The sequence below is a fragment of the Paenibacillus sp. KN14-4R genome, assembly GCF_052180255.1.
Classification (GTDB): Bacteria; Bacillota; Bacilli; order Paenibacillales; family NBRC-103111; genus Paenibacillus_AM.
On the sequence record NZ_CP197466.1, the window covers coordinates 3,905,482 to 3,922,500 of the forward strand.

At 43.2% G+C, this 17,019-nt stretch carries 17 protein-coding genes, 2 rRNA genes and 1 riboswitch (1 of these 20 only partly in view); of the genes, 4 read left to right on the plus strand and 15 right to left on the minus strand.

All coding sequences use genetic code 11. The features are described from left to right. Positions 1–22: 22 nt before the first annotated feature. Positions 23–1,147, minus strand: coding sequence for a G5 domain-containing protein (locus tag ACSBOP_RS19270; RefSeq protein ID WP_442602105.1), 1,125 nt, complete (start codon positions 1,145–1,147; stop codon positions 23–25). A gap of 280 nt (positions 1,148–1,427) precedes the next feature. Continuing rightward, a riboswitch (cyclic di-AMP (ydaO/yuaA leader) is annotated at positions 1,428–1,636 on the minus strand. Positions 1,637–1,917: 281 nt separating this feature from the next. Between ACSBOP_RS19270 and ACSBOP_RS19275 the strand changes: the two genes are divergently transcribed. Together ACSBOP_RS19275 and ACSBOP_RS19280 are read left to right on the plus strand one after the other, a co-directional pair. Beyond that, complete coding sequence (locus tag ACSBOP_RS19275) at positions 1,918–2,691, plus strand: ABC transporter ATP-binding protein (RefSeq protein ID WP_442602106.1); 774 nt, start codon at positions 1,918–1,920, stop codon at positions 2,689–2,691. Beyond that, a complete protein-coding gene (locus ACSBOP_RS19280; RefSeq protein ID WP_442602107.1) occupies positions 2,688–3,905 on the plus strand; it encodes an ABC transporter permease in 1,218 nt (405 codons plus the stop codon). The genes ACSBOP_RS19275 and ACSBOP_RS19280 overlap by 4 nt, the downstream gene beginning before the upstream one ends. Here the strand turns inward: ACSBOP_RS19280 and ACSBOP_RS19285 are convergent. Continuing rightward, positions 3,888–4,655: a TatD family hydrolase gene (locus tag ACSBOP_RS19285; protein ID WP_442604534.1), complete on the minus strand. Its 768-nt coding sequence runs from the start codon at positions 4,653–4,655 to the stop codon at positions 3,888–3,890. The genes ACSBOP_RS19280 and ACSBOP_RS19285 overlap by 18 nt on opposite strands. 23 nt (positions 4,656–4,678) lie before the next feature. Then, positions 4,679–5,947: an HD domain-containing protein gene (locus tag ACSBOP_RS19290; protein WP_442602108.1), complete on the minus strand. Its 1,269-nt coding sequence runs from the start codon at positions 5,945–5,947 to the stop codon at positions 4,679–4,681. Positions 5,948–6,283: 336 nt separating this feature from the next. Here ACSBOP_RS19290 and ACSBOP_RS19295 point away from each other — a divergent pair, with 336 nt between their 5' ends. After that, positions 6,284–6,538 (plus strand): AbrB/MazE/SpoVT family DNA-binding domain-containing protein, encoded by a 255-nt coding sequence (locus ACSBOP_RS19295; RefSeq protein ID WP_258210053.1) that lies wholly within the window; start codon positions 6,284–6,286, stop codon positions 6,536–6,538. A 133-nt stretch (positions 6,539–6,671) separates the two neighbouring features. Here the strand turns inward: ACSBOP_RS19295 and rsmI are convergent, their stop codons facing one another. The 10 genes from rsmI to ACSBOP_RS19345 form a co-directional block, all read right to left on the minus strand. Next, positions 6,672–7,556 carry a 16S rRNA (cytidine(1402)-2'-O)-methyltransferase gene (gene rsmI, locus ACSBOP_RS19300; RefSeq protein WP_442602109.1) on the minus strand — a complete coding sequence of 295 codons (885 nt, stop codon included), beginning with the start codon at positions 7,554–7,556 and terminating at the stop codon, positions 6,672–6,674. Continuing rightward, complete coding sequence (locus ACSBOP_RS19305; RefSeq protein WP_442602110.1) at positions 7,553–8,311, minus strand: tRNA1(Val) (adenine(37)-N6)-methyltransferase; 759 nt, start codon at positions 8,309–8,311, stop codon at positions 7,553–7,555. The genes rsmI and ACSBOP_RS19305 overlap by 4 nt, the downstream gene beginning before the upstream one ends. Before the next feature lie 133 nt (positions 8,312–8,444). After that, positions 8,445–8,792: a DNA replication initiation control protein YabA gene (yabA, locus tag ACSBOP_RS19310; protein ID WP_442602111.1), complete on the minus strand. Its 348-nt coding sequence runs from the start codon at positions 8,790–8,792 to the stop codon at positions 8,445–8,447. A 34-nt stretch (positions 8,793–8,826) separates the two neighbouring features. Beyond that, positions 8,827–9,639, minus strand: a complete 813-nt coding sequence (locus tag ACSBOP_RS19315; protein ID WP_442602112.1) for a PSP1 domain-containing protein — start codon at positions 9,637–9,639, stop codon at positions 8,827–8,829. Position 9,640: 1 nt separating this feature from the next. Next, on the minus strand, positions 9,641–10,624 hold the full coding sequence (gene holB, locus ACSBOP_RS19320; RefSeq protein ID WP_442602113.1) for a DNA polymerase III subunit delta': 984 nt from the start codon (positions 10,622–10,624) through the stop codon (positions 9,641–9,643). A 35-nt stretch (positions 10,625–10,659) separates the two neighbouring features. Beyond that, entirely contained in the window at positions 10,660–11,106 is a 447-nt protein-coding gene (locus tag ACSBOP_RS19325) for a YaaR family protein (RefSeq protein ID WP_442602114.1), read from the minus strand. Positions 11,107–11,142: 36 nt separating this feature from the next. Next, on the minus strand, positions 11,143–11,472 hold the full coding sequence (locus ACSBOP_RS19330; RefSeq protein WP_442602115.1) for a cyclic-di-AMP receptor: 330 nt from the start codon (positions 11,470–11,472) through the stop codon (positions 11,143–11,145). 204 nt (positions 11,473–11,676) lie between these two features. Continuing rightward, the gene (gene tmk / locus ACSBOP_RS19335) at positions 11,677–12,324 is read right to left on the minus strand and encodes a dTMP kinase (protein ID WP_442602116.1); all 648 of its coding nucleotides are present in this window, start codon (positions 12,322–12,324) and stop codon (positions 11,677–11,679) included. Between the two features lie 31 nt (positions 12,325–12,355). Beyond that, on the minus strand, positions 12,356–13,837 hold the full coding sequence (locus ACSBOP_RS19340) for an aminotransferase class I/II-fold pyridoxal phosphate-dependent enzyme (protein WP_442602117.1): 1,482 nt from the start codon (positions 13,835–13,837) through the stop codon (positions 12,356–12,358). A 107-nt stretch (positions 13,838–13,944) separates the two neighbouring features. Then, positions 13,945–14,130: a sigma factor G inhibitor Gin gene (locus tag ACSBOP_RS19345; RefSeq protein ID WP_442602118.1), complete on the minus strand. Its 186-nt coding sequence runs from the start codon at positions 14,128–14,130 to the stop codon at positions 13,945–13,947. A 112-nt stretch (positions 14,131–14,242) separates the two neighbouring features. Here ACSBOP_RS19345 and ACSBOP_RS19350 point away from each other — a divergent pair, with 112 nt between their 5' ends. Beyond that, positions 14,243–14,770 (plus strand): hypothetical protein, encoded by a 528-nt coding sequence (locus ACSBOP_RS19350; RefSeq protein WP_442602119.1) that lies wholly within the window; start codon positions 14,243–14,245, stop codon positions 14,768–14,770. 159 nt (positions 14,771–14,929) lie between these two features. On the opposite strand, the gene rrf is transcribed toward ACSBOP_RS19350, so the two are convergent. Further along, positions 14,930–15,046: ribosomal RNA gene (gene rrf / locus ACSBOP_RS19355) — 5S ribosomal RNA — on the minus strand. Positions 15,047–15,145: 99 nt separating this feature from the next. Next, a 23S ribosomal RNA gene (locus ACSBOP_RS19360) occupies positions 15,146–17,019 on the minus strand (it continues 1,053 nt past the right edge of the window).

The window sequence follows — 17,019 nt, forward strand, 5'->3', positions numbered from 1 at the left end:
ATATTTCCCAAAATCGGTAATTTTACTCGGTCTCCGGTTTTTTAGGTCCTATTACATATACGGTATATCCCCGTTTACGACCGAAACGGTTCACATAATCTGCACTGTCATAGTATACATCCATTACCATACCCTTCACAGCACTACCCGTATCTTCTGCTCGACGGTATCCAATTCCTTCGATGTACACCCACCATCCTAATGGAACTACATTAGGGTCCACGGCAATCGTTCTTCCTTCAACAGCTCTTGTACCTGTGGCAGTCATGCCATAGTTCGGGGTTCCTTTTGCCTTACCACCATCACCTGCAGAATAGGCAGTTAAAGAAACATTATTTAAAATTTGCTTGGCTGCAAAGTTCTTACCTTTTGCTAATCCATCTGTACTACTTGCACTTAGCGTGCTGACTTCTTTCTTCGTTCCGACCGCAATAACCTTTTCCACGCTTGGCGTCTGCACTAACTCCTCAAGTACATTACTGGAGATAAGCACACCATTTTCATACACTTTTTCCATCTGCTTCACTTTTGTGCCTTCTTTACCTTGTTGAACGACTTGCTCTTTCCCTTTGGCAAGCTTGGCTTCATCTTGTTTAACAGTCTCAAACGGAATCGTCTCTGTAATCTTTTCTGTTTCCTTACGAACTCGAATAATCTTAATATCAGTACCGGCAGCGACTGGCTGCTCTAACGCTGGTATCGCTCGATCAAGTTCCCCTAGCTTTATATGTGAATCATTCAATACTTCTCCCACCGTTTTAGCGGCAGTGTACACAGTTGCGGTATCTCCATCTGCTGTTATCTGAATTGGTGAAGCATAATCGATTATGATCTTTTGACCTTGTTTGATTGTTGAATCAAGGGCTAATGAGATTCGATCGTGTTCTCCAACCCGAATAGCTTGTTCATCCAGTAGGCGTTTTAGGACCCATTGTTTTGTTTTTACAATGGTTTCTTGTCCGTTCACAACTACGGATACGCTCTTGGTAGCCGTACCGTATAACAACACCAAAAACATGAAAGTCATAGCGATTGAAGTGATAGATATTATTGAGATCAAACGCAAGTTTTCACGCTTCCATCGCATTACGAAGGACATGCTGGATGATCGTTTTACATGGGTCTCTAAATCTGAGATATTTCCCACTTCTTCGGTCCTCCTTCAAAGCCTCGCCGTCGAGTTTTACGCATGATTAGAATTGACGCGACTTGATAGATTTAAATTATGGTTAACTGTCCGTGAATTCGATCCATTTCCATAAGTGAAATGTTCGAACCTTCCTCGTCCACCTCCTTCATCACGGTTATGATTAAACAAAAGACAAACTCCTGCTAATCCAATTGTGAAATAAAAAGAGACCAAGAGGAAGAAGAGAAATCTTCCCGCGGTCTCTGTACACACATGTGTAGACACGACAACGATAATGATTCCCTCTCAAAAATACGCTTACGAGGTTAGCTGACGGATTCGGGCGCGAGAGTCGCCCTACCTTGGCCCATAAGTGTTAACCGAAGTTAAACTTACTTCCAAGGATTCACCCCAATTGTTTCTGCTACAACCGAGACAATTACTTTGGTCCCAGTTTTTACAGCGGTTCCCCCGTTTCCCAAAATGGAAACTCAGCGATAAGAAATGAATGATCGTAATTAAGTTATATGACAAGAATATTACTTTGAACTTAAGAACCTGTAAAGCGAACTATTTGATCAAATTTGGCTAAAATTATCATTTTTATTGGTAAAACTTACTTATTTGTTCTCGATAACCCTATTTTTCTTATGAATGCTCCTGTTTTTGCCATTTTTATTGGTTAATGTTACTATTTTGTGTGAAAAGGGCTCTTTTTTAACGCGGAAATTTGGATCTGAGACCCTAATTCTAGCGCACTATTTCCAATGAATAGGTAGGTGGGACTTATGACGGACATGCTTCAAATCACAAATTTATATGGCGGTTATTTACCAGGCAAACCGATCCTGAAGGACGTTACATTTTCTGTTAAAAAAGGAGAGATGGTTGGCCTAATCGGTTTAAATGGCGCCGGGAAAAGTACAACCATTAAACATATTCTAGGTCTTATGCTTCCACAGCAAGGCAGCGTTCATATGAATGGACAAACACTTGCGGAAAATACGGAGGTATATCGTAAATCTTATGCTTTTGTCCCTGAAACCCCAGAGTTATATTCGGAACTTACGGTGTGGGAGCACTTGGAACTAACTGCGATGGCATATAACATTCCTCGGGATGAATTTGAAAAGCGAACAGCACGATTACTCCAAGAATTCCGAATGGAAAATAAGAAGAACAGCTTATCCACTCAGCTATCTAAGGGCATGAAACAAAAAGTGATGATTATGAATGCACTGCTTATTGAACCATCACTATATATTATTGATGAACCGTTCTTAGGACTTGACCCCCTCGCCATGCGATCCTTGCTGGAAACCATGGATCGATTACGGCAGAATGGCGCATCATTTCTGATTTCCTCGCATATTTTAGCGACAATTGAATCTTACTGTGATCGATTCGTCATTCTTCACGCGGGTCAGATCGCTGCACAAGGAACATTAGAGGAATTGCGACAAGAAGCGAGTGCATCAGGTGGTGCAAATCTATCAAATAGGCCGATGTCGTTAGACGATCTCTTCTACTATTATATTACTCGGGAGGAGAATCGAGAATGAACATGCAGGCCCTATGGCAGCGTCGCCGGCAGGCATTTAGTCAGGAAGCTGTGAAGTATTGGCAGTTCGTGCTACGAAGTAACTTTGTTGGCTATGTCTTTCTACTATTTATTGTTTCTACCTATTATTATATTCGCATCTTAAGTGATATCCCGACAAATTTCCCTTATATGTGGGTTGCGGTAGTGGTGCTGCTGCCATTACTTGCACCAAGCCCGATTCGTACCTATATCCAGGCAGCGGATCGTATGTTTCTGCTTCCGATGGAAGGCAGGCTAAGCGCCTATTTTCGCTCCGCGCTCAGGTACAGCTTTGTCGTGCAAGGCATCCGACTTGCACTTGGTGTTTTGGCGATATGGCCACTTTATCGCCAATGTGCTGCCACAGCTGCGCAGCCGCTGTGGTTTGTACTTGGCCTGCTGCTACTGGCCAAGGGAGCTTACTTGCTCTCCGCTTGGCAGGAGAGCCGGATGGTAACCGCGCGAGCGCGCGCGGTGAGTTCCCTGCTGCGATGGATTGGCGCAGCAGGAATAATCCCCCTTGTGCTAAGCCAAGGGGGATTCTGGGCCGCACCGCTATTGATCGGTGCGATACTCATTTGGACGCTTGCAATGCGAGTCGTCCCACGTTACCAAGTGGGATGGGACACGCTCATTGCAAGAGAAGAAGCAGCGAGACGAAGACATTTTCGCTTCTTCTCCTACTTCATCGATGTGCCGCAGCTTCCTTTTCAAATTAGGACGCGAAAATGGGCTGTTTGGGTAACAAACTTGTATCCCTTCACAGCCCATTATGCACAAAGCTATTTATTTACGAAAACTTTACTTCGTTCGGACTTGTTCGGTATGTTTCTTCGTACGACAATTGCTGGACTCATTATTACAGCCGTCGTATCTAGTGATGTAGTACGCATGATCGTCACGATTATCACTATATTAGTATCTTCCGTCCAGCTTAGTACACTGCAGGAAGCACATCGCTATTCCTTCTGGCTTAGCATGTATCCCTTGCAAGCTGCAAGACAAATCCAAGCAGTTATTCAAATCATGATCTGCTCCCTTGCCGTTTCAACCGTGTTACTTACCATTTCATTACTTATTCGTTCGATGGAGCCTATCTACACTTTAGCTCCCTTGCTTACTTTCATAGTGGTAACACTGTACCTACGCTTCATATTACGCCGTAAGTGGGAACGCCTACTTGAGTCCGAGTAGGCGAATTGCATTCGCTGTTGTAATTTCGGCCAGTTCTTCCACACTCATACCCCGGATTTCTGCAGCCGTTTCTGCGACGAGACGCACATAAGATGTCTCATTGCGTTTACCGCGGAACGGATGTGGCGTTAAGTATGGCGCGTCCGTTTCAATCAGCAGGCGGTTAAGTGGGACTTGAGCCAATATTTCTTTTGGCAACTTCGCATTTTTGAACGTAATGGGTCCACCGAATGACAGATGAAAGTTCATATCTAAACATGCTTGTGCCGTTTCCCAAGAACCGGAGAAGCTATGCATGATGCCGCCGACTTCGGCGGCTTTTTCTTCTCTCAATATTTTTAACGTATCGTGATGCGCATCTCGGTTATGGATAATAATCGGCTTACCTATGCGGCGTGCCAGACGAATTTGCTCTCGAAACACACGATCTTGTACATCCTTCGGTGATGTATCCCAATAATAATCGAGGCCAATCTCTCCAATTGCTACAACCTTTGGGTGCTTACAAAGTTCTTCGATCCAGCTTAAATCTTCAGGAAGCATATCCTTTGCATCTTGAGGATGCCAGCCCACCGCTGCATATACAAAATCATATTTTTCAGCTAATGCCATTGTTGTTGGAATCGTTTCACGGTTAAAACCGATATTCACAATCCGTGTTACTCCCGCTTCCAATGCTCGGTTTATCGCCTCGTCACGATCCTCATCAAACGCCGATGCATCCATATGTGTATGTGTGTCTGTTAACATCATTAATAAACTCCTTTATATCTTTAAATACCAAACCATTCACGAAGCTGTCTACGTCGATCTTCGCCTATCCGTTCTAGAATTTCTTCTGGGTAATAAATATGACATTTTCCCATATGCAAACCTGAAATCGAGCGCACAATCTCGGATTTCTCGGATATTTCCGTTAAACCATTACCTTCATTAAGTAATAAAATGGGCAGCTTCTCAGTTTGCCCTGGACGATATATATCATAAGAAAGATCGGCTGGAAAATCTACCTCGAAGTAATAAGCAGGATCAAACCCACTCTCCTCAAGTGTATCACGCAATATTTGAAAATCAGCATTATCCGGCAAATCGATCGTAATAAATTTATATAACCTGCGATGCAAAAATCTTGTACATAAATCCGCAAGTATCTCATCCTGCTCTTTCGTCCAGCACATTAATACCGTCTGCATGAAAGATTCATCTAATAGGAAGTAATCCGCTACTGTGAGCTTTTTACAAAATAGCTTGTCCATTGGACTCAACATAAACCCAAACATATAACCCTCTTCATAAAGATCATGTGCTCGTTCGAAAATTTTATTCAAAATGACCTCAGCGCTGCGAGTTACAGGGTGGAAGTAGACCTGCCAATGCATCTGATATCGTGACATCAAGTAATCCTCAACCGCATGCATTCCGCTTTCCTTCACAACAATATGCCCTTGGTAAGGACGTATCACGCGAAGAATTCGCTCTAAATCGAATGTTCCATAATTCACTCCTGTAAAATAAGCATCCCGCAATAAATAATCCATTCGGTCCGCATCGAGTTGCGATGAGACAAGAGCAACAACGACTTCTCGTGGATAGGTTTTGGAAATCACACTGGCAACTGCTTGTGGAAAATGAGGGGATACTTGAGCGAGCACAGCATGAACCTCTGTATCTTCAAGTAGCATTCGACAAGTCCAAGCTTCATGATGCGTCCCAAACACACGCTCCACAGAATGTGAAAAAGGTCCGTGTCCGATGTCATGCAGCAAAGCTGCACATAGACAGACAAGCCGCTCTTCCTGCGGCCAATCTTCATAACCATTACGTTCAAACTGCGAAATAATTTTTCGAGTCACTTCGTAAACGCCTAATGAATGAGAAAAACGGCTATGTTCTGCCCCATGGAATGTTAAGAAGGAAGTCCCTAGCTGCCTTACTCTCCGAAGTCGTTGGAATTCTTTTGTATTAATCAGATCCCAGATCACTTTATCATCCACATAGATGTATTTATGTACCGGATCTTTGAACACCTTCTCTTCTTTCATGTCGAAACCTCCCCTCGATTTCCCCCATAATTTCGACAAAAAAACTCGTATTTTGTCGAATAACATTAATTTTTAATTCCCAATAATGACCATTACTCAACTGCTAATCTTTCAAGTATAATTTTACTTATCTTCATTAGTTCTATTAAAATAACCGAATTTCCTGTTAATTCATGGACACTTTTGAAATTAGTAGATTTAGTTCGTGTCTTGGTGTCCATTTACACTCAAAAAGTGGTTGACTATTTTGGGAATCGTTGGTATTATAGCTAATGAAAAGAATGTCGAAAGTTGACGATTACATATTTTTTTTATATTACAGGAGGATTTATACATATGATGAAATCTACCGGAATTGTTCGTAAAGTTGATGAGCTAGGTCGTGTTGTTATTCCTATCGAGCTTCGTCGTACACTAGGTATCGGCGAAAAAGACGCTCTTGAAATTTATGTAGATGGCGAGCGTATCATGCTTAAAAAATATGAGCCGGCTTGTATCTTCTGTGGTAACGCAGAAAACGTTACATATTTTAAGGGAAAAATTGTTTGTCATATTTGTTTATCAGAAATGCCAGTACCTGTGACAAAATAAGAAAAATAGTATATAATAGAAGTATCAACATTTCCTATGGTAATTCTAACCTTTTTCATACTCCTTTATATCTCTAATAGCGAGCAGCACGCTTCGCGATTAGAGATGTTTTTTTGTTCCGATAATCATTGAACTATCTTTCATGCAGTGCGTTATACACATCACGTTTCGGTACACCACGATCGACGGCAGCAAGCTTAATGGCTTCCTTCTTATTCCCTGAAATTTGAGAATAGTGTTCTACATGCTCGTGAATGGATAAGTGTGCCCACCACTTCGCATCACTACCTTCTTCCGAATCGCCTTTACCGACACTTCCTTCAACAACAATGCAGTACTCGCCAAGTGGCGCTTGTTCCTCCAGATAAGTAATCGCTTCTAACAAAGTGCTGCGTGCAAATTCTTCATGCTTCTTCGTAAGTTCTCGCGCCAAACAGATACGACGATCTCCCCATACTTCAGCCATTGCATTTAAGGTTTTTACAACCCGATGCGGAGCTTCATAAAAAATTAACGTTTCGCAAAGTGTTTTCAGTCGCTCAAGTTCCTTCGTTATGCCTTTCTTCTCTCTTGGCAAGAAACCGATAAACGTAAACTTCTCCGTAGACAGTCCAGAAGCAATTAAAGCAGACAAAGCTGCGTTAGCACCTGGGATCGGTACAACAGGGATCGAGCTTTCAGTTGCTAAACAGACAAGATCATAACCTGGATCTGATATAGCAGGAAGTCCAGCATCACTCACAAGTGCAATAGACTGTCCTTCCGACAATAGACGAATAAGTTCAGGTCCAGAATTCATCTTATTATGCTCATGGTAAGCAAATAGACGTGATGGCGATATTTCAAAATGGGACAACAACTTACGTGTTTGTCTTGTATCTTCTGCTGCAATGATCTCGACCTCTTTCAAAATACGAACCGCTCGATATGTCATATCTTCTAAATTACCAATCGGAGTGGCGACAAGATAGAGCGTGCCCCACGATCCCTCATCTTTATAGCTTTTTTGTATATTCATAGTGATTCCCTCTTTCCACAGAACACACCTTCAAGCTCAGGTCCATATTGTCTACCATCATCATTATAAACAATTAATGGAGGCAGCATGCGAACTTCAGGTTTGCCATCCTTCATTCCTTCGATAAGAATCATATTCGCTTCCTCATCGATCCGAGAATGAACAAATCTCACGCGCTTTGGTTCAATTCGGTATTTACGCATAATTGTCATAATGTCAACAATTCGTGCTGCACGATGCACCATCGCGAACTTTCCACGAGAACGTACAAGCTTTGCAGAAGTTGATATCACATCTTCTAACGTACAATGAACCTCATGACGAGCAGCGGTAAAATGTTTATTCTCGTTCTGGTCCCCCGCTGGAACTGGTAAATAAGGTGGATTAACGGTTACTAAATCATATTGTCCGTGTCCTAGATCATGATGAACATTGCGCAGATCTCCATGGACCATACGAATTTGTTCACCAAGATCATTCATTGTTACGCTACGCTGTGCCATGTTCTCAAGTCGATCTTGGATCTCAACACCGGTAATGTGCGCCTTGGTACGTGTTGACAGCAGCAATGGAATGACCCCATTACCTGAACACAAATCGATGATCTTTCCTTTTGTCGGCACCGTACAAAATCTTGCGAGCAGCACGGCATCCAGCGAGAAAGCGAACACTTCTTCACTTTGTATAATACCTAAACCGTGTGTTAATAAATCATCGACTCGCTCTGATGGATGAAGCTCTACTTCTTTTATCATGTTTTTGCCTCCTTGATTCACATCTAGCCTACAACTCGTAGTACAAAAGAAAAACCGCAGAGCGCTCTTGATGAGAGGAGGTGAGGAAGATGAATTCCACTACCTTACACTACCATCAAGAGCTCTGCGGTATCTACTTTTTAAGAAAAGACAAGCAGAACAGACAATCGCCTTCTGTACGAAGGTGTCCGTAATATACATTGCAGATGTGGAACCCTTCTTGATATAGGCGGGCCAAATTATCAATACCCCCACCACTTATCGGTACAACAGGTTCCTTGATTCCAGTAACCCCAGTTACAGGTTCTTCATCATCTACTTTTTTGAGCACTTTACGGAGCTGCTGATTCTCGATGTTCAGACGCTGATTTTCTTCTAGCAGTAGAATAACCCGTTGTTTCAGCGCACTTAAATCCGCATAAGCCATGCCCATTTGCTCTTCTAGTTGATGGATTTGTGCAAAAATGTCTTGTTTATCCACTGTCTCACCTCAGCGCATTTCGCATCTGTCAATCTTATATGTTACCATCTTGTTCGACAACGTCATCAAACGGCAAATCTAATACTTTTCCCATATCAAAAAGGTGCACTTTCGCCGTACGATCACTCATGTTCAGCGCTAAAACTTTACCGTTTCCGTAAGATGTGACGACCATTTTACCAACTGTCGGCAAAGAATCTTTGGCACTTTCATAATTATCATGCTCATATTTCAAACAGCACATCAAGCGACCACAAAGCCCTGATATTTTGGTTGGGTTCAAGGACAAGTTCTGATCCTTCGCCATTTTAATGGATACGGGTTCAAAATCTCCTAAGAAAGATGAGCAGCATAATACACGACCACATGGACCAATACCGCCTAGCATTTTAGCTTCATCCCGAACACCGATTTGTCTAAGTTCGATTCTTGTCCGGAAAATGGATGCCAGATCCTTAACCAATTCACGAAAATCGACTCGACCCTCCGCTGTGAAATAGAAAATAATTTTATTGCGATCAAACGTATATTCTACATCAACCAGCTTCATCCGCAAATTATGCTCTTTGATTTTCTCAAGGCATATAGAGAATGCGTCTTTTGCTGCTTTCTTATTCTCTTCCACTAATTTGGCGTCCGTATAATCGGCAATGCGGATTACTTTTTTGAGCGGTAACACCACATCGTTTTCTTGTACCGTTTTTTTGCCGATCACAACTTTACCATATTCAACGCCTCTTGCTGTTTCAACAATAACTGAGCTTTCCTTGTCTATATCAAAATCAAGCGGATCAAAATAATACACTTTACCCGCCTTCTTAAAACGGACACCAACGACCGAATACATCCTACACCCCCTGCATAACAACAAACATTTTCTCAATTACTAATTGTGGATTCGCATTAAAGCGTAATCGCTTCTGCAATTCCACGGCTTTTTCTAACATACCAATCCATGAAGCCACACTTCGACTATAGGATAGAGCTGTCATCCATTCGGTTTGATCTATATAAACGAGCTTGTCTTTATGCCCTACACATAGCTGTACCATGTCTTTGATCCATAAAATCAGTAAATCGAACATTGTCCCCACATGATCAGCAAGTTCGGATTTGGTCCATTTCTGACCTACAGTTACAAAGGAAGAAGGAAACCTCGTCAACGTTTCCCTTGCTAATTGTATCACTACGTTTCTGATTTCTGCAAACCAATTTGTTTCGATAAGTTCTTTGGCTGCTTCAAGCCCCGCAGTTAGATAACTGGATGGGTAAACCAAATGAGCAGGATGCCCGTCGGCCAGCAGTTTAGTGATCATTTCATCACGTGCCATCGGGTTAAACGAAATCCACTGCGCACGAGACTGAATGGTAGGCAACAACGCTTGTCCATTTTCTGTGATGAGAATGGCTACAACACGAGAAGACGGTTCTTCTAGAAACTTGAGAAGTGCATTGGAAGCCTGTGAAGTCATTTTCTCTGCTGCATGGATCATGTAGATTTTTGTTCCTGAAGTGGTTGCTGTTGCGCGGTATGCAAAATCTTTTTGTAACTCTCGGATTTGATCGATTTTAATCGAAGCCCCATCTGGTTCCACAACATGTACATCAGGATGATTGCCATGTTCAACTTTACGGCACTCTAAGCAATGCCCGCAAGCATCATCCTGCATATTTTCACAAAATATAGCTTGAGATAGTGTAATGGCCATCGCTTTACGACCTGTTCCCACAGGACCGCTAAATATATAAGCATGCGAAATCTTATCCAATCTTAGACTTTGCTGTAAAATTCGTTTCGCTGATTGTTGACCTTGGATTTGATTAAAAGACATTCGTTCTCTCCAGTGCTACTGTCACTCGTGACATATTAAAATAATAAATTCACCAGCATGCCGCGAATTTCACCGACACGCTGTAACAATTCAATTCGTCCCTGCTCAGATTCAAGCAGTTCGTCGGCCATTGCGAGCAATTCCTGATCAATTTCATCGAGAATCTTATAGCGTTTACCCCGACCTCGACGGTCCCAACCTCGGGTATCCTTAAGCCCCACACCTCGTCTAGCTGTTTCTTCTAAAAACTGCTTCACAAACTGCTTATATTGAAGCAGTTCTCTAACCGTCATCGCTTTGGACAAGCGATCACCTTGTTGATTAATTTGCTGTAACAAGCGGTTCATCTGTTCTTTCGATGTAACTTCATCCTGTCTTTTCAGCACATCACCAAAATTCCTTATAGTTGCCTGTGGAGGCACCATGTTGTCATTTACTTTAACGTTCTTGCCAATTGGACTCCAGCCAGGATTAATTTTCAAGGTGAACGCTCCTTATATCTATGAATAAGCTCGTGACTAAAAATGTTCGAATCGTTCTACTGGAAGTACAAATACGGCTGCGCCACCAACCTGTACTTCAACAGGAAACGGAATATAAGAGTCAGCTGTTCCCCCCATGGGTGAAACCGGTGTAACAAGCTGATCACGTACTTTACAATTGGTTTGAATAATCTTGAATACTTCCTGAATCCGTTCATCTTCAATCCCAACCATAAAAGTGGTATTACCTGCTCTTAGAAACCCGCCAGTAGAAGCTAATTTAGTTGCACGAATGCCCTCTTTTATTAATGCGTTGGATAAGCGGTTGCTGTCTTTATCTTGAACTACAGCTACAAGAAGTTTCACGGATATCCCGTCCTTTCATTATAATAGATAACAGCGTATTTGGCTTACCTAAAACCCCTGTTACCAATAATTGTTCCTTCATCTATATAAATTAGACATCTAACATGAATAATCCTGCATTTTCATGTTTAATATATTATACTCCACAGCTGCCCATTTGCTCCAATGTGTACAAATACTACTTGTATCAAAATAAAAAACACCTCATGATGAGGTGTTTTTATCCTTAATTTTTTGCATAATCATGCGATTGACTTCCTTGCATATTTCGGATGGCTCACGCTCAGCATCTACCTTTACGATGCGGTTAGGATATTTTCCAAGCAGGATGTGGTAACCCTCATATACTTTATCGTGAAATTGATTTGTCTCCAGATCAAGCCGATCTACATCACGATCTGCATTTGCATGTATCCTTGCTAATCCAACCTCAGGCCTAACATCCATAAAAATCGTCATATCTGGCATACAATCAAGGATTGCAAATTGATTAATGTTATAAACTTCATCCATTCCAAGCCCACGCGCATATCCTTGGTACGCTAAGCTGCTATCAATGAATCGGTCACATAATACAACTTGACCTTCTGCCAGTGCAGGGATGACTTTCTCAACCAAATGCTGACGACGTGCTGCAGCATACAAAAGCGCTTCTGTTCGTCCATCCATCGTCGTATTATTTTTATCTAAAACAATGGTACGAATTTTCTCCGCAATCTGGATACCCCCAGGCTCCCTTGTTAAAGTGACCACAATCCCTTCGGACTCCAAATAAGCTGCAACCTCTTTAATCACGGTCGTCTTCCCCGCACCTTCTCCACCTTCAAAGCTAATAAAAATCCCCTTATTCACCAAGCGATACCCCTTCCATCTAGCTGCATATTCATTTATCGATTTTCACATGAATTTTTCTCGTGCTTCCTATAAAAGAACCTTGAAACCGGACATTTGCTTCAATTAATTGCTGTATATACGTAACTATCTTATCACGAATTACTTCACCAGGATAAACAATCGGAATACCTGGCGGATACGGGATGATCATCTCTGCTGATCTTCTGCCTACAGCTTCAATCAAATCAACACATTCACTCTGCTCATCAAATATGGAGAAAGTATCAAAGGGTACAGGCTCTGATACCCCTATTAAATCATCTTCTAGAAAAGAAGGATTTATCATCACATCAGAGGTAATTTGATTCTCTTGTAAGTTTTGATTCTCATGTAAGATCGTGCTTCCTCCATTTGCAATATCCACAAACGCTTGAGTCACTCGCTGAGCATCCTCTATTGTAGAATGAAGGGTGAACAGCAAAAGCACATTATTAATATCTGACATCTCTGGATAGCAGCCTCTTTGCTCTAGCTCTTGTGCAAGTGCCGGCCCATTTAAGTTACGACTCTTATCTGTAATTGTAATTTTAAAAGGGTCCTGCATCTCTGTTTGGTTATGAATTTGAAATCTCGGAAGTCTACTCATTTGATCACAAAAATATTTGACAGCCAGTAGTCCCTGCTCCATTAACTGCTCACCCAGTTCATCCATTTCCCGTCTCGCCAAATCAATGGACGCCATCAGTGGATAAGAAGGACTTGAGCTTTGAAGCATTGCCAGCCTTTGTTTCAGGATTATTCGATCTACCCGTTTACCTTGTACATGCATCATAGCACCCATCGTCATTGCCGATAACATCTTATGCGTGGATTGTACCACCACATCTGCTCCCGATGCTAACGCGGATTCTGGGATGCTAGGATGAAATCCATAATGTGCTCCATGCGCCTCATCAATGAGTAACGGTTTTCCGTAACGATGCACAAGATCAGCCATTTCCCTTAAATCAATGCCGATACCATAATAATTCGGGTTTGTGAGCAGCACACCCTTCGCTTGCGGGTAGTGCTCTAACGCATATTTAATATCATTAACTTTCACTCCTGCTGTTCGTCCGCTAACCGCATCATATTGTGGTGAGACAAAAACAGCACGCGCACCTGCCAACATCAAGCCATGAATCACTGACTTGTGTACATTACGCTGCACGATCAAAATATCCCCTGTTCTGCAAACAGATGTCACCATTGCTAGATTTCCTACGGTACTTCCTCCAACGAGAAAAAACGTCTCTTCTGCACCAAAACAAGCTGCTGCTAGTTGCTGGGCTTCAAGAATGGCTTCCTCTGGGTGATGTAAATCATCAAGTCCCGTAATCTCCGTTGCATCAATTGCCATCACACCTTGGTAAAACGGTTGTGCATCACTCGCAAGACCCTGACCAAACTTATGACCAGGCACATGCAGTGAGACTGGCTTAGTCTGAACATGTCCTACTAATCTATCAAACAGAGGCGCTCGACTCTTCACTTGCGCTTCCACCTACTTTATCGTCTAGTTCCTTTATTATAGGTGAAAATAAGCAAACAAAAAAGCTTCCTACACAGAAGCCTTAACAAGCGATAAATCGCCTCGTCTTATGCATTTTTCAAAATTAAATTCTGCTTCAATTGTCCAATAAAAAAAGGATATCTCTCATCCATCACATCTGTACGTACCATCTCAGCTTCGCAATCATCACATATAAATTCTGATAAAATAAAAATACCATCTGGCTTTGCCTGAGAACAAATGATACACATCGGCAGCTCGACTTCTTCCATCCGATTCTCACCTCTATTCTTTTAGCTATCAGTATTTCCCTTTTGAAAGCTTTTAAACTTATAATTTGATTCCTATATACCGATATAGAAATATAGTTTTTAATGGAGGCATATGATGACAAAACAAGATCAATTACACACAAAGGAATCAACCATATACAGCTATCGCTTAGTCAAAAAAATATCACATCACTATCTCATTGAGATGTTTTTGGGACTACTGTTCCTACTCATGCTATTGTGGAATCTAACCCAAAATCGGGCGCTTCCCTATATCATATGCTATCCTGCAGTGTTTGTGCTTCATAATGTAATTACCATGTGCTATCGTACATTCGCCATGCGTGAATCTCGGGTGATCTGGAGCTATAAATTCGGAATTTACTGGTGCGGATTACTTCCCGAAGGATTTACCCCGTTAAACAAATTAATAAAAGTCCAAACCCACATATTCTGGGTCGGACTATTCACCATAACGGCAATCGTACCTTGGCTAGGTACTGCTCAAGTATTGAATTTACTTTTCATCCATATTTGGATGTTGGCACCCAGACTTTCGATATTATTGCGAACAAAACAATACAATCAAGAGGGTATGATTAAAATCAGCCCCCGCGATACGTCTTGTTATTTACCTTAAGAAATGAAGTATTATAAATTAGTGAGATCCCATATTGCCTTCTACTCACCCCGTATTGGGCATTGGGCAATATGGAATCCAACCCCCCCGATTCTAATCAACATCTTTTGGCAAAAAAAGAAGCTGCTACCCAAAATGAGTAACAGCTTCTTTTCATTAGCTCGGCGACGTCCTACTCTCCCAGGACCCTTCGGTCCAAGTACCATCGGCGCTGGAAGGCTTAACGGTCGTGTTCGGGATGGGTACGCGTGGTTCCCTTCCGCCATCGTCACCAAACGCTTTCCATAAGGTTGGAAACAAGGCTTGTACCTTGAAAACTAGATGCGAATTGAAGAGTAAAGATAGGGTTTACGAAGTCTGATCTTCGTAAAGTTTTTAGATAAGCCCTCGACCGATTAGTATTGGTCAGCTCCACACATTGCTGCGCTTCCACCTCCAACCTATCAACCTCGTCGTCTACAAGGGGTCTTACTAATTGGGAAATCTCATCTTGAGGGGGGCTTCGCGCTTAGATGCTTTCAGCGCTTATCCCCTCCGTACATAGCTACCCAGCGGTGCTCCTGGCGGAACAACTGGTACACCAGCGGTACGTCCATCCCGGTCCTCTCGTACTAAGGACAGCTCCTCTCAAATTTCCTACGCCCACGACAGATAGGGACCGAACTGTCTCACGACGTTCTGAACCCAGCTCGCGTACCGCTTTAATGGGCGAACAGCCCAACCCTTGGGACCTACTTCAGCCCCAGGATGCGATGAGCCGACATCGAGGTGCCAAACCTCCCCGTCGATGTGGACTCTTGGGGGAGATAAGCCTGTTATCCCCAGGGTAGCTTTTATCCGTTGAGCGATGGCCCTTCCATGCGGTACCACCGGATCACTAAGCCCGACTTTCGTCCCTGCTCGACTTGTAGGTCTCGCAGTCAAGCTCCCTTATGCCTTTGCACTCTTCGAATGATTTCCAACCATTCTGAGGGAACCTTGGGACGCCTCCGTTACTCTTTAGGAGGCGACCGCCCCAGTCAAACTGCCCACCTGACACGGTCCCTCTACCGGTTATACGGTAGTAGGTTAGAACTCCGATACGATCAGGGTGGTATCCCAACGTTGCCTCCACCTAAGCTGGCGCTCAGGCTTCTAAGGCTCCCACCTATCCTGTACAGATCGTACCAAAGTTCAATATCAAGCTGCAGTAAAGCTCCATGGGGTCTTTCCGTCTTGTCGCGGGTAACCTGCATCTTCACAGGTATTAAAATTTCACCGGATCTCTCGTTGAGACAGCGCCCAAGTCGTTACGCCATTCGTGCGGGTCAGAATTTACCTGACAAGGAATTTCGCTACCTTAGGACCGTTATAGTTACGGCCGCCGTTTACTGGGGCTTCGGTTCACAGCTTCGGATTGCTCCTAACCACTCCCCTTAACCTTCCAGCACCGGGCAGGCGTCAGCCCATATACTTCGCCTTACGGCTTCGCATAGACCTGTGTTTTTGCTAAACAGTCGCTTGGGCCTTTTCACTGCGACCCCCTCGAGCTATTCACTCTACCGGGGTACCCCTTCTCCCGAAGTTACGGGGTCATTTTGCCGAGTTCCTTAACGAGAGTTCTTCCGCGCGCCTTAGAATTCTCTTCTCACCCACCTGTGTCGGTTTACGGTACGGGCACCTTGACCTGACTAGAAGCTTTTCTTGGCAGTGTGAAATCATGACCTTCGGTACTTTAAGTTTCCCTCCCCATCACAGCCCAGCCTTAATGATGTGCGGATTTGCCTACACATCAGCCTCACTGCTTGGACGAGCATATCCATCGGCTCGCGTCACTATCCTACTGCGTCACTCCATCGTTCATAACGGTTTTTGGTGGTACAGGAATTTGAACCTGTTGTCCATTCGACTACGCCTTTCGGCCTCGCCTTAGGTCCCGACTTACCCTGAGCGGACGAACCTTCCTCAGGAACCCTTAGGTTTTCGGCGGACAAGATTCTCACTTGTCTTTTCGTTACTCATACCGGCATTCTCACTTGTGTACGCTCCAGCTGTCCTCACGATCAACCTTCACTGCTGTACACAACGCTCCCCTACCCAAACAGAAATTCATCTGTTGTCATAGCTTCGGTGGTGTGTTTAGCCCCGTTACATTTTCGGCGCAGAGTCACTCGACCAGTGAGCTATTACGCACTCTTTAAATGATGGCTGCTTCTAAGCCAACATCCTGGTTGTCTTTGCAACTCCACATCCTTTCCCACTTAACACAC